A 25,631-nucleotide genomic window follows, 5' to 3' on the forward strand; every position below is an offset into this window, starting at 1 on the left:
ATTTTTTTATATTATTAGCAAAATATTTCAAGATTATATCATTGTTGCTGAATAAATGCAATATAATAAGGTTTTGAAGGTTTACAAACCAAATAAATATGTAATATAATGATATGACACATTGGATGCAGGAGATTTATAAATGTTACATTTGAATCATTTGAAGAAAAGTTTTGGTAAGAACGAAATTCTTACTGATATTGAATATACATTTGAAGAAGGAAATATATATCCGGTTCTTGGCGGTGCAGGAGCAGGAAGAACAACTCTGTTTGAGTGTATCGCAGGAGATATTCCTGTAGACTCAGGCACTGTTGAGACTAAGGAGAGGTGCACGCTTTTCTTTGCTGCAAAGCAGAGTGTTCTGCCTATGCTTATTACAGGATATCAGTTTATCAGTATGCTCTGTGATATGAATAAGAACAGCGAAAAGCCTGAATATTATCTTGATAAAGTGAAGCTTACAGGGCTGATAAGAGACAGACATATTGCAGATTACAGTTTTGAGGAGAAGAAGAGGCTTCAGTTAGCAGCTTTTCTTATTCAGAAACCATATGTAATGATGTTTGATGAGGCACTTGATTATTGTACTGATGAATATATTGATGATATGCTTTCAGTTCTTAATGAATATAAGAATGACCATATAATTCTTATATCAACAGGTTTGTTGGATATTGCACATAGAATATCAAAGGATGTGCTGGTTCTTAACAATGGTGAACTCAATCCTATATCACATGAAACTATGCAGATTCCAGAGATAAAAGAAGCTGTATTAGACATACTTGGGGAGGCAGACAATGAAATTATTTAGAAAGCTGTTTGCTGAGAAAATATTACGATATTATGAGGGAACAGAGGCAGGAATTAAGATGATAAAGAGTTTTCCTGTAATAAGGAAACTGGTGAAGGATGATGCTTTTGGTGAAAAATCAAAAAGCAGGGCTATCGTTGGAACTATGGCACAGATATTTATGCTTGCATGGGAATTTATAAGAAAGTTCATGTATGTAATTCTTCTTATATATGTTCCCTATACAATACTTGCATATTTCTTCCCACTAATAAGGATTCATCAGGATATTTCTATAATATATCTGTTTATAATGCTTTCAACTATATGTGGAAGTCTTGCTAATACAACAATATTTGCAATGGGTGACAGGGATTATCTTATGATTCGTGTAATGCTTGTTAGTCCGTATATGAATTTTCTGGGGAAATTTATATATAAGATAGTAACAGAATTTGTATTCTATTTTATTATACTTATAATACTTGGAGAACCGGTATTTAATGCACTTATGTTGTGCATTGTTACAGCATGTGCAAGACCTGTGGGTGAGATGATGGCAATTATAACATTTGACCATTTCAGAGGTGTGTACGAAAACAGAAGTGTCCTTAATGGCACAATAATGGCTATATGTGTAATACTTGCATATGGACTGCCTGTGCTTAATGGCAGAATTGCAGCAAGCTGGATATATGCAATACATCCGTTTGTTGTCTGTGTTATGTTTCTTGTTGGAGCAGGCGCAATGTATTTTCTGTGGTGGTATAAGTATTATCGTGTGATAATAAGAGAGGCAATGCATAATAAAAGAGAATTTTAATTAAAGCAGGAGGACGATTATGTATCAGAAAAGCAGAAGATTTCAGACAAAAATAATTACATATGCAGTTCTGGTTATATTCAGTCTTCTTGTCATAGGGGTGTTTGTATACAGCTATGTATCTAAATATCAGGAAAATAAGCTGGATATTAAATCACGTTATACATTTTCAATAAGAATTGATGATCAGTGGAATGTTGTATCTGATGATTATGTATCTGATTATGATAATGATAATGTGTCTAATTTTACTAATCCGGATATGGTGGGGCTTGGAACTAAATGGCTCGAAAAATATATCTCACAGTACAGACAGAAATATGTTCCATATTCAAAGTATATTGTAAAATCAGGTATTGATTCAGTAAGCGTGCTTGACCTTTCAAGCAATACTGTTCTGCTGTCCTTCTGGGTTATTCCGCAGAATCTTAATTCGGATTATTTTTCTTCATGGGAAGGTATTCAGGATGACGGAAGAATAAAATGTGAGTGGGTGGTTTCATTTTATCTTGATAACAACTATGATAATACTGCGAAGCTTTATGTTACTTCAGTCATGAGTTCAGAAGACTATGGACTGAAACAGTATTATGCACAGCAGGGAATTGATTCAGGCGGAGATACAGAGATTACAAGTAATTCTAACAAGGATCAGCTTGCTAATTATTCAATAAAGGATAATTCACTTCTTGTCACTTATGATAGAGAAAAATATATTTCGGTTCCTGTATCTTATTCTTATCTGTTGTATGAGCCTAACAGTTCAACAACACTTAAAGAAGGCAGTTATATGATAACTACTGAAAAAACTGCTTTTGTGTATGGAGGAAAGACAGCTAATAACACTAAAATTCCGGTTACTGTTGTTTATTCGGATGATAAAGGCGAAAACTGGACAACATGTGAACTTGATAAGATATATACGGCTGATTATTATTATGTAAAATTCTTTGATTCTGACAATGGGGTGATTGTTTGCGGATATGCAAAGAGTAATGATACTAATGAATCATCAAGGATATACAGCACAAGTAATGGTGGGGAAAGCTGGGACATAGTTGGAAGCGGACCTGCTACTAATATAATTAAGGGTGTTGTTTATGTGTCATCTGATGTCGGCTTTTTCTGTTATGATTATGTTGAAGGTATGGATAGTAATCTTTATAAGACAGATGATGGTGGTAAAACATTTGCAAAGGTAATGCTTGAGGAGCAGGAACTTGACAGTTCAGCTGCAAATCCACAGGGGCAGGAGACTGAAACTAAAACTGATTCCGGAAAAAACGGTGCAGATTCTTCAGAACAGTTAAGATGGGGCGATGTATATAAGGAAGCTCTTACACCGGTTGTTGATTCTACCGGAATTATAACAATATATCTTACTCAGGGCAAAAATGCTGTTTACAATGATGGAAAAACAGCGGCAAAATATCAGTCATCTGATAAAGGAAGTACGTGGAAATATATTGGTCAGGTTGAGATAAAAGATTAAATGCTTATTAAAGTGTAAAAAGTATTTGAATAATATAAACATGCATGGTATTATAATTATAGCAAAAGGAATTATAATACCACGCATGTTTTTTTGATATATGCATTTTCTTATGGACGCTGGACGTGAATGAGGATTATTCATAAGGAGATTGTAATATGAAAAGCAGACATGGAAAGAAAAAGCGCCTGACAGCAGCAGCTGTACTATTAGGTATACTGGTTATTGGCTGGGCGGTGATATCATATGCAGCGGAAGACGAGTATAAGGTTCATCATAATATTACTATTGATCTTGGTGGAGGAACATGTGATAAGATATATTATCAGTCACAGATTGATAATGGAGATAATGCGGGACAATGGAATGATGATCTGAGAATTGGGGAATATCTTGCTGACCGTTATGGAGAATACCATACTATTATTGATTATAAGGCATCTGTGCCCAAAGCAGATGCGGTAACATCTAATTATTATGACTGTGTAGGAGTTACACCATATGTAAGAATTGGTGCGGTAAGCAGGGATGGATATATTCTGAAAGGCTGGGAAGTTTCAGGAGACAAAGGATGGCATACTGATTATGGAAAGAATGGCATTCGGGTTGAAATAGGGGCTTATACGGAAGAAGATATTGTTATCAAAGCAATATGGGAAAGACAGACATTTACAGTTCATTATAGCGCAGGAGTTGCAGCTGACAGAGGCATTAAAGCTTATCTTCCGGATGATGAGGATGCTTATTATGGAAGAGGGGATGAACTGACAGGTTTTACTGAGGGTGCATCTGCTGATAATGGACTTATATTTACCGGATGGTCCTTTGACAGATATGGTGACTCTGGCATATTAGAACCGGAAGATCTGAGTGATTATAACAAAGATGTGACTGTCTATGCTATATGGGATTATATAATTACATTTGATAATAACACAGACGCAGAGGTTACCGGTTATATGGAGAATATTACATCAAAGCTTGGCAGCAGAATCAGACTTAAAGGAAGCAGTCTGTCAAGAAAAGGGTATTATTTGTCTGGCTGGAATACGAAAAGTGATGATACAGGAAAGTTTTATTCAACTATGTCTGTTGTTGACCTGACGCCTGATGATAGCGGAAAGGCTGTTCTGTATGCGATATGGCAGCCGATTTTTTATGAAGTACATCTGTATTGCAATAAGCCGGAAGAATCAAGTGAGATGATGAAGATTATTGATAATTCAGACTGGGACTGGTATGAGGATGAAGGTTATTACAGCAGATTCTATACATATGATGAAGAAGATGAGCTTCCGTGTGTATCGCAGCTATATAGTCTTACCGGTTGGACAGGTTTAGGCTGGGAAACAGAAGACGGCACATATGTTGAAGGCGGCGTGCCTGGAAAGCTTAATCTGGCTGATAAGCTTGGGGCAGTTGTTGATATGTCAGCTGTGTGGAAAGAGAATATATACAATATTAATATTGATTCTAATGGTGGATATGATGCCGGTTCTACAATTATCACAGGATATGAGAAAGAGAATGAACTTCCGGATCCGCCACTAAGACCTGGATATGATTTTGATTCATGGAACACTGAAGAAGATGGAAAAGGTACAAAGTACGAAAATAAGGATGTAGTTTCGAAGCTTGTTGAAGATGATGGCGGTAATATGACAATATATGCTCAATGGAAGAAGAAGAAAAAGTTGTGTCTTAAAGTTTCTTCTAATTCATATCTTAAATCATTGATTAATCCCGCAGCAGAAGCTCTTGCAAAGAACTGGTTTGGAAAGAATAATAATACATTGGTGGAAAATATGATGAATAAGTCTGATAAAGAGTGTATTCAGGTGTGGTCAGTAAGCAGAGAAGGAATCTCAAGAACGAGATGATATAACAGAAGATTATAGATGACAGCCTCCTGTTTTGGGGGCTGTTTTTAAGGTATGTATTTTTATGCAATATATAGATAAATATTTGCTTGAAAATTACATTTAATTATGGTAACATATTGTAAAGTTTGAGAGAAAAAAGGCATTTTTGTGTCTTTTTTTTTGCGCAAAAGTCATTTTAGCGCCTCTTGGCATATGATTAAATTAAATAAACGAAAGGAATTAAGGTGGCATTCATGAAAGCATTTTTGATACTTGAAGATGGAACGGTCTTTGAAGGAACCAGCATAGGTTCGACCCGTGAAGTTATTAGTGAGATTGTCTTTAACACATCTATGACAGGATATCTGGAGGTGCTGACTGATCCTTCATACGCAGGACAGGCAGTAACAATGACATATCCTCTTATCGGTAATTACGGAGTGTGCTATAAGGATATGGAATCCCAGAAAGCATGGCCAGATGGATATATTGTACGTGAGCTTTCCAGAATGGCAAGCAACTTCAGAAATGAAGATCCTATCCAGAAATTCCTTCTTGATAATGATATCCCAGGTATTTGTGGGATTGACACAAGAGCCCTTACTAAGATATTAAGAGAAAAGGGTACTATGAACGGTATGATTACAACTAATGAGAATTATAATCTTGATGAGGTACTTCCTAAGATTAAGGAGTACAGTGTTAAGGGCGTTGTAAGAAAGGTTACATGTTCAGAAAAGTATGTTCTTTCAGGAAAAGGACCTAAGGTTGCTCTTATGGACTTTGGTGCAAAGAAGAATATTGCAAGATCACTTAATAACAGAGGCTGTGAAGTTACAGTATATCCTGCATATACTAAGGCAGAAGAGATTCTTGAATCTAATCCTGATGGAATTATGTTATCTAACGGTCCTGGAGATCCTAAGGAATGTGTAGAGATAATTGAAGAGATTAAGAAGCTGTATAACAGCAATGTACCAATATTTGCAATCTGTCTTGGACATCAGCTTATGGCACTTGCTACAGGAGCTGATACTCACAGACTTAAGTACGGACACAGGGGTGCTAACCATCCTGTTAAGGATTTAAAGACTGGCAAATGTTATATATCATCACAGAACCATGGTTATGTTGTAGATGAAAGCACATTAGACAGTAAGGTTGCAGTACCTGCATTTGAGAATGTTAATGATAAGACTAATGAGGGACTTGAATATGTTGGTAAGAATATATTCACAGTACAGTTCCATCCAGAAGCCTGCGCAGGTCCACAGGATACAGCGTACCTGTTTGACAGATTTATGGATATGATGAAGAAGGAGGACTAAGAACATGCCAAAGATTGAGAGTATTAAGAAAGTATTAGTTATAGGTTCTGGTCCAATCGTTATTGGTCAGGCAGCAGAATTTGACTATGCCGGAACACAGGCATGCCGTTCTCTTAAAGAGGAAGGAATTGAGGTAGTACTGGTTAACTCGAACCCTGCTACTATCATGACAGATAAAGATATTGCTGATGAGGTATATATTGAGCCTCTTACAGTTGAAGCATTAAAGCAGATTATCTTAAAGGAAAAGCCAGACAGCATCTTACCTACACTTGGTGGACAGGCTGGACTTAACCTTGCAATGGAAATCGCAGAGACAGGCTTCCTTGAGGAGCATAATGTAAAGCTTATCGGTACAACTGCACTTACAATCAAGAAGGCAGAAGACCGCCTTATGTTCAAGGAAACTATGGAAAAGATTGGTGAGCCATGTGCACCATCACTTGTTGTTAACAACGTTGAGGATGGCGAAGCATTTGCCGCTAAGATTGGTTATCCGGTAGTTCTGCGTCCAGCTTACACACTTGGTGGAAGCGGCGGTGGTATCGCTAACAATGTGCAGGAATTAAGAGAAATTCTTGAGAATGGATTAAGACTTTCAAGAGTTGGCGAAGTTTTAGTTGAGCGTTGTATCGCCGGTTGGAAAGAAATTGAATACGAAGTAATGCGTGACAGCAACGGAACATGTATTACTATCTGTAACATGGAGAATATCGACCCAGTTGGTGTTCATACAGGTGACAGTATTGTAGTAGCTCCTTCACAGACACTTTCTGATAAGGAATACCAGATGTTAAGAACATCTGCATTAAGAATTATTGATGAATTAGGCATTACAGGTGGATGTAATGTACAGTATGCACTTCATCCAGACAGCTTTGAGTACTGCGTAATTGAGGTTAACCCTCGTGTAAGCCGTTCATCAGCATTAGCTTCTAAGGCTACAGGTTATCCTATTGCTAAGGTTGCAGCTAAGATTGCACTTGGTTATACACTTGATGAGATTAAGAATGCAGTTACAGGAAAGACATATGCAAGTTTCGAGCCAGCACTAGATTACTGCGTAGTTAAGATTCCTAGACTTCCATTTGATAAGTTTATCTCAGCTAAGAGAACACTTACAACACAGATGAAGGCTACAGGTGAGGTTATGAGTATTTCTGATAACTTCGAGGGTGGTCTTATGAAGGCTATACGTTCTCTTGAACAGCATGTTGACAGCCTTATGTCATATGACTTTACAGGACTTACAGATGAAGAGCTTCTTGAAGAGCTTGCAATTGTAGATGATAGAAGAATCTGGAAGATAGCTGAAGGTTTAAGAAGACACATTTCTGCAGCCAAGATGCATGATATTACTAAGATAGACTTATGGTTTATTGATAAGCTCCAGATTATTGTTGATATGGAGAATGCTCTTAAGAGAGGACCTCTTACAGAGAGCCTTTTAAGAGAAGCTAAGAGAATTGAATTCCCTGACAATGTTATCGGCGATTTAACAGGTCACACAGAAAGAGAAATCAAGGAATTAAGAGACAAGTATAATATACATGCAGCATTTAAGATGGTTGATACATGTGCTGCAGAGTTCGCAGCTACAACACCATACTATTATTCAGTATATGGCAGTGAGAACGAAGCTGTAGAGACTAAGGATAAGAAGAAGGTTCTTGTACTTGGTTCTGGTCCAATCAGAATCGGACAGGGTATCGAGTTCGACTTCTGTTCAGTTCATTGTACATGGGCATTCAAAAAAGAAGGTTTCGAGACAGTTATTATAAATAATAACCCAGAGACAGTTTCTACTGACTTTGATATTGCTGATAAGCTTTACTTTGAGCCACTTACAGCAGAAGATGTTGAATCAATCGTAGATTTTGAGAAACCGGATGGTGCAGTTGTACAGTTTGGTGGACAGACAGCTATCAAGCTTACAGAAGCACTTATGAAGATGGGGGTTCCTATTCTTGGAACTAAGGCAGAAGATGTTGATGCTGCTGAGGATAGAGAACTTTTCGATGAGATTCTTGAGCAGACACAGATTCCAAGAGCTAAGGGACAGACTGTATTCACAGTTGATGAAGCTCTTAAGGCAGCCAATGAGCTTGGATATCCTGTACTTGTAAGACCTTCATATGTACTTGGTGGACAGGGTATGCAGATTGCTGTATCTGATGAAGATGTAGTTGAATTCATGAATATCATCAACAGAATTAAGCAGGATCACCCAATCCTTGTTGATAAGTACCTTATGGGTAAGGAAATCGAAGTTGATGCTGTATGCGATGGTCAGGATATTCTTATTCCTGGTATCATGGAGCATATTGAGAGAGCCGGTATCCATTCAGGAGACAGTATTTCAGTATATCCAGCTAAGTCTATATCACCTAAGATTGTAGATATGATTGAAGATTATACAGGAAGACTTGCAAGAGCACTTCATGTAAAGGGTATGATTAACATTCAGTTTATCGTATATAATGACCAGGTATATGTAATTGAGGTTAACCCTCGTTCAAGCCGTACAGTACCATATATCAGTAAGGTTACAGGTATTCCTATTGTTAAGCTTGCAACACAGGTTATTATCGGTAAGACAATTAAGGAATTAGGATATGAGCCGGGACTTCAGAAGGCAGCAGATTACTATGCAATTAAGATGCCTGTATTCTCATTTGAGAAGATCAGAGGAGCTGACATCAGCCTCGGACCAGAGATGAAGTCTACAGGTGAGTGTCTTGGTATATCTAAGAGCTTTGATGAGGCACTTTATAAGGCGTTCGAGGGAGCTGGAATCAGACTTCCAAAGCATAAGCAGATTATCATGACTCTTGCAGATAAGGATAAGCAGGATGGTATTGATATTGCACAAAGATTCGAAGCATTAGGTTATAAGATATATGCTTCAAGAGGAACTGCAAAGGTTCTCAAGGAAAATGGAGTACATGCAATTCAGGTTAATAAGATTGGACAGGAAGCACCTACACTTCTTGACCTTATCTTAGAGCATAAGATTGACCTTGTAATTGATACACCAGAGAATGGAATTGAGAGAGCCAAGGATGGATTCCTTATCAGAAGATATGCTATCGAGACAGGAGTTCACTGCCTTACAAGTCTTGATACAGCCCATGCACTTATATCAAGCCTTGAGCATGCATTCAATAATCAGGAATTATCTATAGTTGATATTGCCAAGATTGATAATCGTGGTAATAACTAATCTGATAATAATTAAATAATGTAATGAAAATAAGGGGTATCATATCATTTTGATATGATATCTCTTTTTTTAAACTAATAATATAGCATGTTATTTGCATTAGTTGCAGAGTTATCTGTTATCACGCTCTTACTTTACAAAGATATTTCATCAACAGGATAAGTGAATCAAACGGGTGTATTTTAATAAAAACATAGGAAAAAGGTATGGTGTTTTTATTGACAGATAAAAAGAGGATGATATAATTCTATCTGCTAAGTTAGCAGATGCTAACCTATTGACACATTAAACAGGAGATTTTTGATTATGCCACTAAATCTTGCAGATAAAAACAAAATATATATAATTCAGAGAATTGTTGGAAATAAAGATATGGTACACAGGCTTCAAAGTCTTGGATTTGTTGTGGGTAGTAAGATAAGTGTACTATCTGAAATCAATGGAAATTATGTAGTAGTTATTAAGGATATTAAAATAGGGCTTGCTAAGGAGTATGTTAAGCGTATTATAGTTGCCTGATGTAAAGGAGAGAATTATGTCTAATAGGAAATATATTAAAAGCTTACTCCTTGGAATGAGTGTCATGATGACTATATTGATAGCTATACAGATATATATTACTGTTTATGTGCTAAAACATAACGAAATGCTTCCGAGGATTCTTTCGTGTACAGCACTGATTCTTGATATAATCATACTTGCTGTATTCTTTGTCAGTTCAAGGATAAACGCAGATGTTGACAGTATGGCTTATACAGATGTAACAGGGATTAATAACAAGCTGGCATACCAGAATCATATAAACAGACTTAATAATGCAGATGATACTTTTTTAGTGGGAGTTATAATGCTTGATCTTAATAATCTGAAAAGAGTTAATGATACTCTTGGACACGAGATGGGGGACAGATATATTGAGAGCTTTTCAGCTATACTTGCAGGCATGCAGAATGAACGTATTAGTGCGTACCGTATAGGTGGTGATGAATTCTGCGTTATTCTGGAGAAGACAAATGCAGTAGAGATACACCAGATTCTGGATAGTCTTGAAAGAAAAATAAATGTTTACAATGAAAAAAACAATATTAAGATTTCATATGCCAAGGGATGTGAAATAAGCACAAGAGAGCATTATTATCTTATGGAAGAGCTTACTAAGCGTGCAGACAGCCGCATGTACGAAAACAAGCGGTTAATGAAGGGAAAAAGATTGGATGGCAGAAGGTTAAACGTATGATAACAGGAATTGTAGTAGCATTATTATTAGCAGTAATAGTGTTTCAGTATATGATTATAAAAATAGACAAGGATAAAAGACATGAGGCCGGACATGATAAGCTTACTGGATTATGCAATCCCGAGCATCTTATGCAGAAAATGAAAGAACTGCCAGATAAGAAAAAGAACAGACTTATCATTTATTCAGATATAGCAGAATTCAAGCTTATTAATGAAATATTTGGAATAGAAAAAGGTAATGAAATATTGCTTAAGCAGGCAGATATAATAAAAAAACATGCGGTAGATGGATATTTATACGGAAGAGTTGGTGAAGATCATTTCGTAGTGATTGCAGATGAAGCTACATTTAATGAAGAATATCTTTATGAATGCAGGGAGACATTACAGAATGTGCTTTCTGATTCAGTATATAATGTCAGAGTCTGTTTTGGGATATACAGGACTGATAATATGAATGAATCATTATCATTTATGTGTGACAAGGCTTCATTTGCAGTAGCCTCGATTAAGGATGATACACATAGCTTTATTGCTTATTATGATGACACAATGCTTGAAGCTGCTATTAAATATAAGACAATAGTTGATGAATTTGATGATGCTATAAAAGCCGGTGAGTTCAAGATGTATCTTCAGCCACAGATTTCTGCAAAAACAAGGAGGCTTACAGGTGCAGAAGCTTTAGTAAGAAGAATAAAGCCAGATGGAACGATTATTTCACCAATAGACTTTATACCTGTATATGAGAAGTCTGGGCTCATAAGCAGACTTGACAGATATATCTGGGAGCAGGCAGCGGCTAAGTTAGGAGAGTGGAAGAAAGCTGGTATCAATATGAGCATATCGGTAAATATATCTCCTAAGGATTTTTATTATATTGATATATTTAACACATTTGCAGGTCTTATAAAGAAATATGATATAGAACCATCTAATCTAAAAATTGAAATCACAGAAACTACGATTATGTCAGATGTACCTAATCTGATGGGAGAGCTGGAAGAACTAAGAAAAGCAGGATTCACACTTGAAATGGATGATTTTGGAAGCGGTTATTCATCGCTTAATACATTAAAGGATATTAATGTTGATGTATTAAAGGTTGATATGGGCTTTATAAAAGAGACTAAGAATGTTAAGAAAAGCCGCATAATACTTGCTTCTGTGATAAAAATGGCAAAGGAGCTTAATCTTTTGATTATTACAGAGGGGGTTGAAACAGAAGAGCAGGTTGATAATCTGACAAAGCTGGGATGTGATGTATTTCAGGGGTATTATTTTTCTAAAGCTATTGATGTTAACGAGTTTGAAAAGAGATATCTATATAGGAAAAAAGCTGGGTGAATATAATTATAAAACATATATTATTCTGGAATTACACAGATAAAGTAAAGTCATAACATAAAGAGAAAGACAGATAAAGCCAGATAGATGTGAGGATGTGGGAGAAAATCCTGCGTCCTTTTTTGTCGCTTTACATCATTGGTGCAATCGGTGAAGCAAGTGAACCAAAGTGTATTAAAGCAGAATGTGACAACAAACAAGCATCTGGCAGCAGTTATTCGACAAAGAGTCATTCTTCTAGCAATAAGAGCAATCCATATGCTTCTTATGATAGCGGATATGATTCTATCTATGATGATGGAGATTATGACTGGGACAGATATCAGAAAGATAAGGACTATGCTGATGGTGTAGATGATGCGATGGAAGAGCTTGATGAGGACTGGTAAGTATGGCAGGTAACTGGAAAGAACCGGAGTTTGATTTTTCAGAGCGTTCAGATAGAGTGACATTAAAACTGGAAGTTGGATAGGTTGTTTATATTCCGGGTGCGGCAGATATTAGAAATGAAAATACAGACCAAGCGGAACTAAAGTCAATGTCGAAAGAAGAAAGAATATTAGAGTATATCAGACAGAATGGAAATATTTCAACGCAGAAGGTTATGGATTTGTGCAATTACAAGTCTAGAACAGGTGCAAGAAATTTATTAGAGAAATTAATAAAATCCGGCAAGATTGAAAAAGTTGGAGAGAATACAAATACCATTTATACAATATTGGAATAGAGATAGTGGTCAGTGCTGGTCATTTTTATTTAAAAGTGACCAGTAGGTGGTCACTAATATATGATAAGTGACCAGTAGTGACCAGTAAATGACCAATAGTATCCGATAAGTGTCCGATTAGTGACCACCTATCGGACATTCGTAATCACTAGATTAAATAAAATGAATTTATGCAGACCGTCTGCACAAATTGGATTAGGAGCATATATATGGATTTACAAAACATACAAGACCAATTAAATACTGAGTTTGCCAAGGACAGCACGAAGTATATCATGCGTCACAGATATAAGAGATAAGAATGAATTTGAAGGTGAAATCGTGAAAACTCATAAATATTGGGCAGTGGGTGCATTAGCATGTATATTTCGGTCAAAGGTGCAGTTAAGAAAAGTGAAGAAGTAGAAAAAAATTAGAATATTTATGCAATTTGGTAACATATGTTACGGAATATGGTTTGCCTAAATACTATAATACATACATAAGATAAATAAAACAGAATCTGAAAGGAGATTTTTATTATGAAGAAATATGTATGTGGACCATGTGGTTATGTGTACGATCCAGAGGTAGGAAATCCAGATGGAGGAATTGCACCTGGAACACCATTTGAAGATATTCCAGATGATTGGGTATGTCCAATCTGTGGATTGGGTAAAGATGTTTTTGAAGAACTAAGCGAATAAGAAGACTAGTTTATTCGATATAGAGTAAAGCCTCAGCATCAAGAATTTTGATTGATTTCCTTGAAGACAGATGAATAAATCCGTCCTCCTGAAGTGATAAAAGCGTCCTTGAAAGGGAAGGTCTGGTTGTATTCAGATACAGAGCCAGTTCTTCTCTATTCATGGATAATGATACAAGATTGTTGTTATCTGCATGCTCTAATAGGTATGTGGCAATACGCTGTTTGAGATTACCGCTGGTAAGGACTTCAAGCTGTTGGTTATTTTCATCAGTTCTTTTGGCAAAGAGTTCCAGCATATTAAAAACTACTTTGCTGTGATGAGAGCAGTTTTTTTCACACCTGCCACCAAAGAAGTCCTTTGCAATCTCAAGAAGCTTTACATCAGTTTTTGCTTTTGCATATCCGCTATAGCGGTCTTTATTAAGAAAAAGTTCAACTTCGCCAAAATCTTCCCCTTCGGAAATGTTGGTAATACGAAGAACTTTACCATTAACATTGATGGAGCCAAGTTCTACTTCACCATTGAGAATGAGGTAGAGCTTATTGGGAACATCACCCTGAAAGAATATATAATCGTTTTTCTTATATTCATGAATGACGGACTGAGTACAAACGAGACTTTTCTTAAATTCAGCGTCATCCAGATTATGGAAAATAGACAGGTCTTTGATTTGCATATAAGTACCAGCTTTCTATTATAGTAACATTTATTTTAACATATATGAGGTGGATTGTAAGGAGGTTTTTATGACAGTAATTACATTTGATGATAATTTAATAACAGGCAATAAGACAATAGACGAGCAGCATAAGGAGCTTATTGATCGTATTCAGCAGTTTGTGAGTGCATGTGAATCAGAAGATGCAAGAGTAAAGGCAATTAAAATGCTTGATTATCTTGATGAATATACAGAATTTCATTTCAAAGAAGAAGAAAAACTGCAGAAAGACGTTGATTACCCAGGCTTGGAGGAACATATAAAGAAGCATGAGGAGTTCAGGCATACTGTTAAGGAACTCTATGATTATCTGGATGAAAATGAGGGACCAGATGAAAAGTTTATGGAGCAGGTAAAAATCAATGTTATTGACTGGCTGTTTGGTCATATCAAGACATTTGACAGATCTGTAGCTGAATATATAAATATATATGATAATCCTGAAAGATTATAGAACTGTTTGTTACGCAATTATATTTTAATAAAGTATGCCCCAGTCAGACAAAATAACTGGCTGGGGCAATCAATAATCTTTAACTTAAAAAAGATATTTCATTATTGATGAAGATTATAGTATCACCAGCACAGAACATAGCGAGAATTAATTCTATGAATCTGTATAAACTACTTACACCTACTGTTTTGGTTATGTATTCAGAGACGAAATTTCGTCAGGTAATGAATACATATTTGAAAGAATTGTAGAATAACAAAAGGAAGGGATGATTGAATGAATAAGAAAAAATCAAATTCAAAAAAGGCAGTTATGATAGGCTGCGGATTCGTAGGCTCAGCATCTGTATTTGCGCTTATGCAGAGTGGATTATTCACTGAAATTGCCTTGATAGATGCGGATAAGAATAAGGCAGAGGGAGAGGCTATGGATATCAGTCATGGAATACCATTTGCCAGCCCTATGAAAATATATGCTGGTGATTATGATGATGTGGCAGATGCTGCAATTGTAATTATATCAGCAGGTGCAGGGCAAAAGCCAGGAGAAACAAGACTTGATTTGGTAAATAAGAATGTGGCAATATTTAAGTCCATTATTCCGGAAATTACCAAAAGAGAATTTGGAGGAATCCTTCTGGTTGTAGCAAATCCTGTGGATATTCTGACACAGGTTGCAATCAAACTGTCAGGACTTCCGGAGGAAAGAGTTATCGGCTCAGGAACAGTTCTTGACAGTGCAAGACTTAGAAGCAAGCTTGGACAGCATTTATCAGTGGACAGCCGAAGTGTGCATGCATTTATAGTAGGAGAGCATGGAGACAGTGAAGTTGTGGCATGGTCATCTGCCAATGTATCCGGTGTTCCGCTTAGTGACATGTGTGAGATGAGAGGACATTATAACCATAAGGAAAACACGAAGGAAATCGCAGATGCTGTCAAAAACAGTGCCTATGAGATTATCAATAAGAAGCATGCGACATATTATGGAATTGCAATGTCAGTAAAACGTATCTGTGAAGTAATTATGCGTGACGAAAAATCAATACTTCCTGTATCGCACATGATACATGGAGTATATGAGATTGATGATGTTGTATTAAGTATGCCTGTTATTGTTGGTGCAGACGGAATTGAATCTGATATACCGATTAATCTTAGTGGAGAAGAAGCATTGAAGCTAAAAGAATCAGCAGACGCATTAAAGAATATAATTGAAACATTAGAGCTGTAGTAAGAGTAGATAATATACCAGCTTATGTGTAGATTGGAGGAAACGTTATGTTAGAAGTAGGAACAAAGGCACCGGATTTTGAATTACCAGATCAGAATGGAGAATTGCATAAATTAAGCGAATATCTTGGAAAGAAGGTAATTCTGTATTTTTATCCAAAGGATAATACATCTGGATGTACAAAGCAGGCTTGTGGTTTCTCAGAAAGATATCCGCAGATTTGCGAAAAGGGAGCTGTTGTACTCGGGGTGAGCAAGGATTCTGTTGCATCCCACAAGAAGTTTGAGGAAAAATATGGACTTGCATTTACACTTTTATCTGACACTGAGCGCAAAGTGATTGAGGCTTATGATGTATGGAAAGAAAAGAAGAATTATGGAAAAGTGTCAATGGGAGTTGTCAGAACAACATATCTTATTGATGAGAATGGTATCATAATAAAGGCAAATGACAAAGTAAAAGCTGCAGATGATCCGGAAAAAATGTTACAGGAATTAAGCTGATGAAGATAATATTATCACCTGCAAAGAAGATGAAAGTGGATACTGACAGCATAGATACCATGAGTAGTCCGGTATTTTTAGAGAAAACAGAAGAAATTCTTGGGGGGATGCAGGGAAGAACGGAAGAAGAATTAAAGAAATTGTGGAAATGCAATGATAAAATTACGACAGAGAATATTGAACGGATTAAGACAATGAATTTTCAAAAGCAGCTTACTCCGGCAGTATTGGCATATGAAGGGATTGCTTATCAATATATGGCACCAGCTGTATTTGAAGATGGGCATTTTGATTATGTGCAGGAACACCTGAGGATATTATCAGCATTTTATGGAGTATTAAAACCTATGGATGGTATCACACCATATAGGCTTGAAATGCAGGCAAAGGCAGCGATAGGTGATTCCACGAATCTGTATGATTTCTGGGGAGATAATTTGTATTGGGAAGTTATAGATGACAGCAGGATTATTATTAATCTGGCTTCAAAAGAATACTCTAAATGTATTGAAAAATATCTGACACCTGATGACAGGTATATAACTATTTCATTTTGTGAGCAGTCTGGTGGCAGGCTTATCACAAAAGGCACATATGCCAAGATGGCTCGTGGTGAAATGGTACGATATATGGCAGAAAATCATATTGAAAATCCAGATGACATTAAGGAATTTGACCATCTTGGATATGTGTTCAGAGATGATATATCATCGGATAGAGAATATATATTTGAAAGAAAAACTGTAAAATAAAAACATGGTTGATTACTGGATAAGATAATTGCGAAGGATAGAACAGGAGCAATAAGGGGAAGAAAAATTTTTGAAGTATAAAGTTACGGAGGAAACAGAAATTGAATACAAAGAAAAAATGACTGATTCCACTTGGAATGTGGCTTGTATTTGAAATTGTTGCAGTTACATTATGGTTGACCAAGGATAATCTGTTTTATCTTCTGAATTTCAGTTATATAGGCTCGGCAATAGCGTTAGGGCTGTTACTTTTTCAGTTAAACTATAGACATGCCAGAAGAATCGGTTTTATTCGATATATCACCTTTACCGAATCACTTGTTTTTGTGGGAGCACTGTTTTTATGCCACGTGGAGAATATCGAGCAAATTATGTTCTGGGCATTTCTTGTTGGCAATATCCTGTATTATGCCATTGGAATCATTCTGGCATTTGCGTTTCGGGATAATAGGGCATTCTGTAAATATATCTGCCCAATTACCGTATTCTTAAAGCCTATGAGTTATTTTAGCCTACTTCGTGTGAAGTGTGATAAGGAAAGATGTGTTTCCTGTGGAAAGTGCAAGCGAGTATGTCCGATGAATGTTGATGTAACAGATAATTCCCGTAAAAGAGAAAATGGAACAGAGTGTATTCTGTGTATGGAATGCGTCAAAGCATGTCCTAAGAAGGCATTATAGTGACTAAAAATATGTATGTACAGGAGACTCTATAAGAGCTGGGTGGCATCTACCCAGCTCAATCGTATGGAATTATATTGATAGTTATCGGTATAATATTGGCTGCTCTTCATTTTATTGTGGCTGGAGATGGTATCAGAGATTTATCCTGATAGTGTTCGGCCACTTCCGACCACCACGTAACAACATTTTCTATATTTTTATCACTTGGGTCATTTTTGAATGCATCCGCCTGATAAGCTATAATGGGAATAATCCCATTATCAAGGCAGTCCCGAATCTGCCGGTCAAGTCCCTCCAACAGTTCTTGGTCCACTTTGTCCGCAATACGGATTCTTACATGCGAAATCCCCGCCGCCGCAAAATCCACAGCCGACTGTCTGTTATAGTATTTGCGCCCCTGATTTGTTTTTGACCAATCCACATCCATTCCCTTTCCCAGAAGGGTTTTATACCCTCAAAGAGAAGGTGTTTTTCTTGTAAGAGAGTACACCTTCTTTTTGTAATTTACTCAATTCACTAGATAGAGCACTTCGGTCTGCATTCAGATAATCTGCCAGCCCTTGTCTATCGTAAGGGATTGTAAATGTGTTAGAGCCAGCGTGCATAGATTCGCTAGACAAGTAATTAAGTATCTTGTCACGTAAATTTTTCTTAGAAACATGATCTATTTTGTTCATCAATCTTACATTTTTTCGTGCTATTATCTCTAAAAGGTTATGAATCAATCTTGTATGGAAACTACAAGATGAAGAACAGGTTGTAACAATATGATTTATATTGAAAAGCATGACAGTGAGATTTTCATTAGCAATAACACTGATTTAAGCAGGAACACTGCTGATGCAGGCATAGCTTTCGCCATAGAGCATTCCTGATGATAGCTCTGTAATAATATTGCGATTTCCCCAAACATCATCATTTATTATGAGAGCCTGACCAGATAGAATCATGCCGATAGTTTGTATCTTATCTCCACTTCTTAACAGATATTCGCCTTTTGAATAATTTTTAATGCTGACAGATAGACATTTAAGCATTGGAAGAATTTCTGCTTCTGAAATTCCTTGAAACAAAGGTGTATTCTTTAAAATGTTAATATATTTTTCCATGAGATTTTTCATCCTTCTTTTTATCTTTTCCTTAGTATATCACAAAAGTTGAAAATAATACGAAAATGTTGCCTAGACAACAGAATGATTAATGTAAGTTTGATATAGTTCCATTAAGCAACAAAAGATGATGAATAAAGCAATAGAAAAGGAGAAGAACATGGAAAATAAGATGTTTTGTTATCAATGTGAACAGACAGCAGGATGCACAGGATGTACCGGAAATACAGGAGTATGCGGAAAGTCTGCCAATACTGCAAGATTACAGGATGAGCTTACAGGAGCATTAATTGGACTTGCTCGTGCAACTGAGGGTAATGAGCAGCTTGTAACTGAAGAGATGAATCAATTAGTTCTTGAGGGATTATTTACAACTATTACAAATGTAAACTTTAATGATGAAACATTAAAGCTTTTAATTGATAAGATAGAAGATACAAAAAAGAAATTAGTACCAAATTGCTTTACATGCTCTGACTCATGTGGAAGAAACAATAATTTTGATATGAGTACTCTCTGGACTACTGATGAAGATATTCGTTCATTAAAATCCTTAATACTTTTTGGAATTCGTGGAATGGCTGCATATGCATATCATGCAAGTGTGCTTGGATATACCGATGAAACAATCAGCAAATTCTTCTATAAGGCACTTTTTGCAATCGGAATGAAAGATTGGGGAATGGATAAACTACTTCCTATCGTATTAGAGGTTGGAAAAGTTAATTTAAGATGTATGGAGCTTTTAGATCAAGCAAATACTACAACTTATGGAACTCCTGTACCAACAACGGTACCTCTTACAATTGAAAAAGGACCATTTATTATTATTACAGGTCATGATTTAAAAGATTTACAACTTTTATTAGAGCAGACAAAAGATAAGGGAATCAATATCTATACACATGGTGAAATGCTTCCAGCACATGCATATCCAGAACTCAAGAAGTACTCTCATCTAAAGGGAAACTTTGGTACAGCATGGCAGAATCAGCAGAAAGAGTTTGATAATATTCCTGGAGCAATTCTGTATACAACGAACTGTCTTATGCCTGTAAAACCAAGCTATGCAGACAGAGTATTTACAACAGAAGTTGTATCTTATCCAGAAATTGTACACATAGGAGAAGAAAAGGATTTTACACCAGTTATTGAAAAGGCACTCGTCTTAGGTGGATATACCAAAGATCAGCATATGACTGGAATTAATGGTGGAATACAGGTAACAACTGGTTTCTCACATGGAACTGTATTATCTGTAGCAGATCAGGTGATTGAAGCGGTAAAGAATGGAGATATTAAACATTTCTTCTTGGTTGGTGGATGTGATGGAGCCAGAGTAGGAAGAAATTACTACACAGAGTTTGTAAAACAGTCTCCTGCAGACAGCATTATTTTGACGCTTGCATGTGGAAAATACAGATTCAATGATTTAGATTTAGGAACAATCGGAGGACTTCCAAGAATCATGGATATGGGACAGTGTAATGATGCTTATAGTGCAATCAAGGTCGCAATCGCTTTAGCAGAAGCATTTGAATGTGATGTGAATGAACTTCCGCTATCGATGGTACTTTCATGGTACGAGCAGAAGGCTGTATGTATTTTACTTACGCTTCTTTATCTTGGAATAAAGAACATTCACATAGGACCAACATTACCAACATTCATTTCGCCAAATGTGCTGAATTTCCTGGTAGAGAATTATGGGCTTTCTCCAATTAGTACACCTGAAGAGGATATAAAAAAGTTATTAAATAAATAATCATGAGGGAACCAAACAAAATAGGTGAAAGGTGGTAAAATATTATGAATAAAAAAATGAATTTAAACTGGTCGGTGGATGAAATTACTGGTAATATGCCAGATATTTCTTCTATGAGAAGCAAAGAATTTCAAGTCAAAGAGACTAGCAATACAGAATTGCTGAAGGATTATTTAAAGAGACTTGGAAATGGAGAAGATTTAGAAAGTGTTAAAAAAGATTTTGTTCAAAATTTTTCTGATGTAGAAGCTTCTGAAATCATGAAGGCAGAGCAGGAACTTATAAAAGAGGGAACACCTATTACAGAGGTGCAGAAACTGTGTGATGTGCATAGTGCATTGTTTCATGGCTTAACTAAAGAAGAAAAAATAGCAAATGCTGAAAAGGCAGTCGAAGAATCTTTAAAAAAAGAAGAAAGATCCGAAATGAAAATTATGCCGGATGCGTATGTCAGAAAACATGAGCTTGCAAAAGCACTCAGAGAAACAAAGGGGCATCCTCTTTATTCTTTTACAGAAGAAAATGAGAAGTTTAGTAAAGAAATATCAGATATTAGAGGTGCACTAGAAAAGGGCGAAGATGTAAGCAAAAAAATATCAGATTTTAGACAAATAGCAATACACTATGCAAAAAAGGGTGATTTGATTTATCCACTCCTTAAAGTTCGCTATGAAATTTCAGGGCCATCGGATGTTATGTGGACTGTTGATGATGAAATCAGAGATGAATTAGCAGCAATAGATAAAGAAAGCAATCATGACGAAGAATGGATTAATAGAGTACAGGCTGTTTTAACAAGAGCGGATGAAATGATTTATAAAGAGAATAATATATTGTTCCCTATCTGCGCAGTGAATTTTACAGTCGAAGAATGGTATGGAATCTATGAAGATGCCAAAGACTATGCATTAGTGTATGGCATTGAGAATAGATGGGAAGAAGCAGAAAAATATGTGCAGGATAAAAAGAATCGTCATAAGGCGGCTATTAATGAAGGTGAAATAGTAATGGGAGGTGGACATATGAGTGTAGCACAGCTGGAAGCTATGCTTAATACATTGCCAATAGAGATTACATTTATCGATGATAATAATATAAATCGTTTCTTTAACGAAGGAGCGAAAGTGTTCAAACGACCTGGCATGGCAATTGACAGAGAAGTATTCTCTTGTCATCCGCCTAAGATAGAGCCAATGGTTCGTTCCATTATAGAAAGTTTTAAAAATCATACTAGGGATAGCGTTCCGGTCTGGATGGAAAAGCAAGGAAAACCATTTTTAGTAACTTATTATGCAGTGAGAGACAAAAAAGGTATTTATCTTGGAACTGTAGAAGTGGTACAGGATATGCAGTTTGCAAAAGAGCACTTTACAAGCATTTGAGGCTAAGTATATTATCAAAAATAATGTTATTCCAATGTATGTATTGTATGTAGAGAAGACTAATATGATGTAACGCTTTCCTTGACCTTATATAGATTATTAGGTATAATTTATAAGTATATTTTAAAAAAAGGGAAGGTTATGAAATGAACGAAAATCGTAATTCATTCAAGGGCTCTATAGGGTTCGTCCTTGCAGCAGCGGGTAGTGCTGTAGGACTTGGTAACATATGGAGATTTCCTTATTTGGCAGCTAAAGATGGAGGAGGATTATTCCTTGTTATTTACATTGTTTTAGCATTAACATTTGGTTTTACTCTACTCACAACAGAAATTGCTATTGGACGAAAGACAAAGCAGAGTCCGCTTACAGCTTACAGCAAGTTAAAGAGTAAGTGGAAGCCACTGGGTATTATTGCGTGTATTGTACCTATGATGATATTTCCATACTATGTAACAATCGGTGGATGGGTACTTAAGTATCTTCTTGTTTATATTACGGGTAATGGACATGCAGCAGCACAGGACGGATATTTCTCAGGATTTATCGGTCAGACAGCAGAGCCAATCATAATGATGCTTGTGTTTACAATAATTGTTGCATTTATTATATTCCGTGGTGTTAACAGTGGTATTGAATCATCATCAAAGATTATCATGCCATTACTTATTGTGCTTGTTCTTGGTGTATCTGTATATTCACTTACAATTTCATATACAGACATTGATGGCACAACAAGAACAGGTTTACAGGGATTAGGTGCTTATGTAATTCCTAACATGAAAGGAATTACTGTTAAGCAGTTCTGTACAGTTCTTATGGACGCAATGGGACAGCTTTTCTACAGTTTAAGTGTTGCTATGGGTATTATGATTGCATATGGTTCATATGTAAGTGATGATGCTAATCTTGGAAAGTCAATTAACCAGATTGAGCTATTTGATACAATAGTTGCATTTCTTGCAGGTGTAATGATTATTCCTGCTGTATTTGTATTCATGGGAAGAGATGGAATGACAGCATCAGGTCCAAGTCTTATGTTTGTTTCGCTTCCTAAAGTATTTGATTCTATGGGATTTGCAGGAAATGTAATTGGTGCAATATTCTTTGCAATGGTATTCTTTGCAGCCCTTACAAGTGCGGTTTCAATTATGGAAGCTATTGTTTCAAGCTTTATGGATGAATTTAAGTTAAACAGAAACAAGGCTACAGCAATAGAAACTGTAATCGGTATAGCTGTTGCAGTTATCGTATGCTTAGGATATAATAAACTGTTATTTGATATTAAGCTCCCTAACGGAGTACATGCACAGGTGCTTGATATTATGGATTATGTCAGCAATAATGTACTTATGCCAATAGTTTCTATAGGAACATGTATCCTTATTGGATGGATACTTAAGCCGAAGACTGTTATAGATGAAGTTGAGAAAACAGGAATTAAGATGGTAAGAAAGGGCCTTTATACAGTTATGGTAAAGTGGGTTGCTCCAATTCTTTTATTCCTTCTTCTTCTTAAATCACTTGGAATTCTTACTATAATCTGACAAGTAAGATATTACGGCAGAGGTTAACAAGAGGTTTTTTGTATGATTAGTAAAAAATGTTTTATAATCGCAATGGTTACACTTATGTCAATTCTGACACTGACCGGATGCAGCACTATGCTAAAGAATCCGATGAAATACATTCTTTCTCAGGACGAAACCAGACAGGACAATTCAGATAAAGATAATGAAACAACATCAGAATCTGCAGATGATAACAAAGATGACAGTAACAGTGAGCCTGATATACGTGTGTATGGAACAGAAGATAATACAGATTATTCCATTGATGGAATGCTGGCAATAGCTAAAGACATTAATTCAGATATGAATAATAAAGATGTTAAAGGAGTTGTTCTTGTTCTCAATAAGAAATACTCAGAAGATGTCAGATATTTTCTGTCGCTTACAGTTAAGGATGATAAACCTCTTGTGATAATACCATATGATTATAACAACGGCAGTCCGGATTATAAGGTAGCGCAGGCAAAGAAGTATATTGATAAAGAACTTGATAAGACAGATAATGCCGATAATCAGTTACCAGAAGGATTTTTGGTTAATGTTAATGATTATATGATATTTGATATCGCGGACACTAAGAGATTAGATAACATAGATATTGTATATGATTATGTTGGAATTGATGCAGATGCATTATATAAGAAAATGTATCTTAATGATGCTATAGTTATAGTTTCTTCAACTGCTGATGGAGAACTTTCAGAAGAACTTTCAGAAGCTGTATCAGGAAAGAATGCGGGTATTGTAGTAGTATCATGTAGTGAAGATGCATATATGAAAGGTGATTTTGCAGACTGTGGAGATAGTATCTTCTATACAGACATATCGCCTACTAAAGCGAGAATTATGCTGGCATTATTGTTAGATAATAATAGTGATTCAGATACATTTAAAAATGCTTTTACCAGGAGGAGAGTTTAATGGATTCAATTAAAGCACAGGACATTATAAGACACATTTTTAAGGATGAAGATAAGGGTGTTGCGTATGTAACCGGACTTTCAATTACAGACGGAGTAGAAGTTCTTACTAAAGTTCTTCCAGAGCTTATCAAGAAGGCACAGGAAAAGAATAATGTCAATGATGAAGGATATTTTAATGAAATAGGTAATGTGTATAGAAAGATTGTTGTAGATAAGCTTCTTAATGCTGATCACTTATGGACAATATATTGTGACAGCACAGGTTATCCATATATGGTTGATGATGATATAGTTGTATTATATGATTATACTAATCATGCCAGAGTAGAAGAACAGCTTGGAAAATATGGATATGACATTTCATATGGTATTGAGGATAAGGATTCAATGCAGTATGAGATAGCTCATTTATATCGTAACGGATGCAGGAATATCAGATTCACAGATGGCAAGGATAACGAGCTTATTGTTTCAAGAGAAGAGATTGGAACATATGACCAGTATATAAGAGAAGATTTCGTGACTAATCCAGGACTTCAGAATGCACTTATCAAGTTCTTCCAGGAGTACAGAAAGCCAGGAGATTCAACAGCTAAGGCGGCAATTTTAAGAGATAAAGAAGCAGAACTTAAGAAAGCTATACGTAATGCGGATTACATGGTTCCTTGTACTAAGGAAGAGACAGATGAAGAGGTATCAATTTCACATCCATATGTTGATATTACTGATAAAGTAAGCCACAAAGAAGGTGAGAAAGTTCTTGCACTTCCAGTATTTACAGATGGTTTAGAGATGGAAAAATGTTATGCAGGTAAGCATGAGGATATGCTTTACACATATATGGAACTTCTTAAGACAGTAAAGGAATTGGGTGCTTCAGGGATAGTTATTAATCCTTTAGGAGTAAGTTATTACGTTCCGGTTGATATAATGAAGCAGCTTATAACAATGTAATAAAAGAATAAAATGTATATTTTAAAGACACACTGGTATCGTAATAACTGGTGTGTCT

The 25,631-nt window shown here is 36.0% G+C and carries 27 protein-coding genes; 23 read left to right on the plus strand and 4 right to left on the minus strand.

What is annotated here, in order from left to right; genetic code table 11:
* The first annotated feature begins 142 nt into the window (after positions 1–142).
* From GKE48_RS05250 to rd, 12 genes are all read left to right on the plus strand, one after another.
* Positions 143–817 (plus strand): ATP-binding cassette domain-containing protein, encoded by a 675-nt coding sequence (locus GKE48_RS05250; protein WP_055287620.1) that lies wholly within the window; start codon positions 143–145, stop codon positions 815–817.
* The gene (locus GKE48_RS05255) at positions 804–1,619 is read left to right on the plus strand and encodes a hypothetical protein (protein ID WP_022098142.1); all 816 of its coding nucleotides are present in this window, start codon (positions 804–806) and stop codon (positions 1,617–1,619) included. The genes GKE48_RS05250 and GKE48_RS05255 overlap by 14 nt, the downstream gene beginning before the upstream one ends.
* 19 nt (positions 1,620–1,638) lie before the next feature.
* Positions 1,639–3,111 carry a WD40/YVTN/BNR-like repeat-containing protein gene (locus GKE48_RS05260; RefSeq protein ID WP_022098141.1) on the plus strand — a complete coding sequence of 491 codons (1,473 nt, stop codon included), beginning with the start codon at positions 1,639–1,641 and terminating at the stop codon, positions 3,109–3,111.
* A 158-nt stretch (positions 3,112–3,269) separates the two neighbouring features.
* Complete coding sequence (locus GKE48_RS05265; RefSeq protein WP_022098140.1) at positions 3,270–4,991, plus strand: InlB B-repeat-containing protein; 1,722 nt, start codon at positions 3,270–3,272, stop codon at positions 4,989–4,991.
* A 236-nt stretch (positions 4,992–5,227) separates the two neighbouring features.
* The gene (locus GKE48_RS05270; RefSeq protein WP_154300582.1) at positions 5,228–6,301 is read left to right on the plus strand and encodes a carbamoyl phosphate synthase small subunit; all 1,074 of its coding nucleotides are present in this window, start codon (positions 5,228–5,230) and stop codon (positions 6,299–6,301) included.
* Positions 6,302–6,305: 4 nt separating this feature from the next.
* Entirely contained in the window at positions 6,306–9,524 is a 3,219-nt protein-coding gene (gene carB, locus GKE48_RS05275) for a carbamoyl-phosphate synthase large subunit (RefSeq protein WP_055287618.1), read from the plus strand.
* A gap of 306 nt (positions 9,525–9,830) precedes the next feature.
* On the plus strand, positions 9,831–10,043 hold the full coding sequence (locus GKE48_RS05280) for a FeoA family protein (protein ID WP_055287616.1): 213 nt from the start codon (positions 9,831–9,833) through the stop codon (positions 10,041–10,043).
* 16 nt (positions 10,044–10,059) lie between these two features.
* Complete coding sequence (locus GKE48_RS05285) at positions 10,060–10,761, plus strand: GGDEF domain-containing protein (RefSeq protein WP_154300583.1); 702 nt, start codon at positions 10,060–10,062, stop codon at positions 10,759–10,761.
* Positions 10,758–12,110, plus strand: coding sequence for a GGDEF domain-containing phosphodiesterase (locus GKE48_RS05290; RefSeq protein WP_022098135.1), 1,353 nt, complete (start codon positions 10,758–10,760; stop codon positions 12,108–12,110). The genes GKE48_RS05285 and GKE48_RS05290 overlap by 4 nt, the downstream gene beginning before the upstream one ends.
* Positions 12,111–12,205: 95 nt before the next feature.
* Positions 12,206–12,499, plus strand: coding sequence for a hypothetical protein (locus tag GKE48_RS05295; RefSeq protein WP_022098134.1), 294 nt, complete (start codon positions 12,206–12,208; stop codon positions 12,497–12,499).
* 149 nt (positions 12,500–12,648) lie between these two features.
* Positions 12,649–12,837, plus strand: coding sequence for a DeoR family transcriptional regulator (locus GKE48_RS05300; protein WP_022098133.1), 189 nt, complete (start codon positions 12,649–12,651; stop codon positions 12,835–12,837).
* Positions 12,838–13,358: 521 nt separating this feature from the next.
* Complete coding sequence (gene rd, locus GKE48_RS05305) at positions 13,359–13,523, plus strand: rubredoxin (protein ID WP_154300584.1); 165 nt, start codon at positions 13,359–13,361, stop codon at positions 13,521–13,523.
* 10 nt (positions 13,524–13,533) lie between these two features.
* Here rd and GKE48_RS05310 read toward each other — a convergent pair whose 3' ends face one another.
* Entirely contained in the window at positions 13,534–14,202 is a 669-nt protein-coding gene (locus GKE48_RS05310) for a Crp/Fnr family transcriptional regulator (RefSeq protein ID WP_022098131.1), read from the minus strand.
* A gap of 70 nt (positions 14,203–14,272) precedes the next feature.
* On the opposite strand from GKE48_RS05310, the gene GKE48_RS05315 reads away from it, so the two are divergent.
* The 6 genes from GKE48_RS05315 to GKE48_RS05335 all read left to right on the plus strand — a co-directional run bounded on the left by GKE48_RS05315 (position 14,273) and on the right by GKE48_RS05335 (position 17,866).
* Positions 14,273–14,698 carry a bacteriohemerythrin gene (locus GKE48_RS05315; RefSeq protein WP_022098130.1) on the plus strand — a complete coding sequence of 142 codons (426 nt, stop codon included), beginning with the start codon at positions 14,273–14,275 and terminating at the stop codon, positions 14,696–14,698.
* Between the two features lie 107 nt (positions 14,699–14,805).
* The gene (locus GKE48_RS14520) at positions 14,806–14,949 is read left to right on the plus strand and encodes a hypothetical protein (RefSeq protein WP_173016889.1); all 144 of its coding nucleotides are present in this window, start codon (positions 14,806–14,808) and stop codon (positions 14,947–14,949) included.
* A 25-nt stretch (positions 14,950–14,974) separates the two neighbouring features.
* Complete coding sequence (locus GKE48_RS05320; RefSeq protein WP_154300585.1) at positions 14,975–15,931, plus strand: L-lactate dehydrogenase; 957 nt, start codon at positions 14,975–14,977, stop codon at positions 15,929–15,931.
* Positions 15,932–15,978: 47 nt separating this feature from the next.
* The gene (bcp, locus tag GKE48_RS05325; protein ID WP_022098128.1) at positions 15,979–16,434 is read left to right on the plus strand and encodes a thioredoxin-dependent thiol peroxidase; all 456 of its coding nucleotides are present in this window, start codon (positions 15,979–15,981) and stop codon (positions 16,432–16,434) included.
* A complete protein-coding gene (yaaA, locus tag GKE48_RS05330; RefSeq protein ID WP_154300586.1) occupies positions 16,434–17,186 on the plus strand; it encodes a peroxide stress protein YaaA in 753 nt (250 codons plus the stop codon). Before bcp ends, yaaA begins: the two co-directional genes overlap by 1 nt.
* A 137-nt stretch (positions 17,187–17,323) precedes the next feature.
* Positions 17,324–17,866, plus strand: a complete 543-nt coding sequence (locus tag GKE48_RS05335) for a 4Fe-4S binding protein (RefSeq protein ID WP_154300587.1) — start codon at positions 17,324–17,326, stop codon at positions 17,864–17,866.
* 109 nt (positions 17,867–17,975) lie between these two features.
* Here the strand turns inward: GKE48_RS05335 and GKE48_RS05340 are convergent, their stop codons facing one another.
* The 3 genes from GKE48_RS05340 to GKE48_RS05350 are packed head-to-tail and all read right to left on the minus strand — an operon-like array spanning position 17,976 to position 18,978.
* Positions 17,976–18,290 (minus strand): hypothetical protein, encoded by a 315-nt coding sequence (locus GKE48_RS05340; protein ID WP_147604228.1) that lies wholly within the window; start codon positions 18,288–18,290, stop codon positions 17,976–17,978.
* A 25-nt stretch (positions 18,291–18,315) separates the two neighbouring features.
* Positions 18,316–18,657 (minus strand): Crp/Fnr family transcriptional regulator, encoded by a 342-nt coding sequence (locus tag GKE48_RS15160; RefSeq protein WP_154300588.1) that lies wholly within the window; start codon positions 18,655–18,657, stop codon positions 18,316–18,318.
* 33 nt (positions 18,658–18,690) lie between these two features.
* Positions 18,691–18,978, minus strand: coding sequence for a cyclic nucleotide-binding domain-containing protein (locus GKE48_RS05350; protein WP_154300589.1), 288 nt, complete (start codon positions 18,976–18,978; stop codon positions 18,691–18,693).
* A 160-nt stretch (positions 18,979–19,138) separates the two neighbouring features.
* Here GKE48_RS05350 and hcp point away from each other — a divergent pair, with 160 nt between their 5' ends.
* From hcp to GKE48_RS05375, 5 genes are all read left to right on the plus strand, one after another.
* A complete protein-coding gene (gene hcp / locus GKE48_RS05355) occupies positions 19,139–20,743 on the plus strand; it encodes a hydroxylamine reductase (protein WP_172678270.1) in 1,605 nt (534 codons plus the stop codon).
* Between the two features lie 44 nt (positions 20,744–20,787).
* The gene (locus GKE48_RS05360; protein ID WP_022098122.1) at positions 20,788–22,125 is read left to right on the plus strand and encodes a DUF438 domain-containing protein; all 1,338 of its coding nucleotides are present in this window, start codon (positions 20,788–20,790) and stop codon (positions 22,123–22,125) included.
* Between the two features lie 146 nt (positions 22,126–22,271).
* Entirely contained in the window at positions 22,272–23,672 is a 1,401-nt protein-coding gene (locus tag GKE48_RS05365; protein WP_055287601.1) for a sodium-dependent transporter, read from the plus strand.
* Between the two features lie 42 nt (positions 23,673–23,714).
* Complete coding sequence (locus tag GKE48_RS05370) at positions 23,715–24,617, plus strand: L-asparaginase family protein (RefSeq protein WP_055287598.1); 903 nt, start codon at positions 23,715–23,717, stop codon at positions 24,615–24,617.
* Entirely contained in the window at positions 24,617–25,573 is a 957-nt protein-coding gene (locus GKE48_RS05375) for an SseB family protein (RefSeq protein WP_154300590.1), read from the plus strand. Before GKE48_RS05370 ends, GKE48_RS05375 begins: the two co-directional genes overlap by 1 nt.
* Positions 25,574–25,631: the final 58 nt, after the last annotated feature.

Source organism: Lachnospira eligens (assembly GCF_009680455.1).
GTDB lineage: Bacteria > Bacillota > Clostridia > Lachnospirales > Lachnospiraceae > Lachnospira > Lachnospira eligens_A.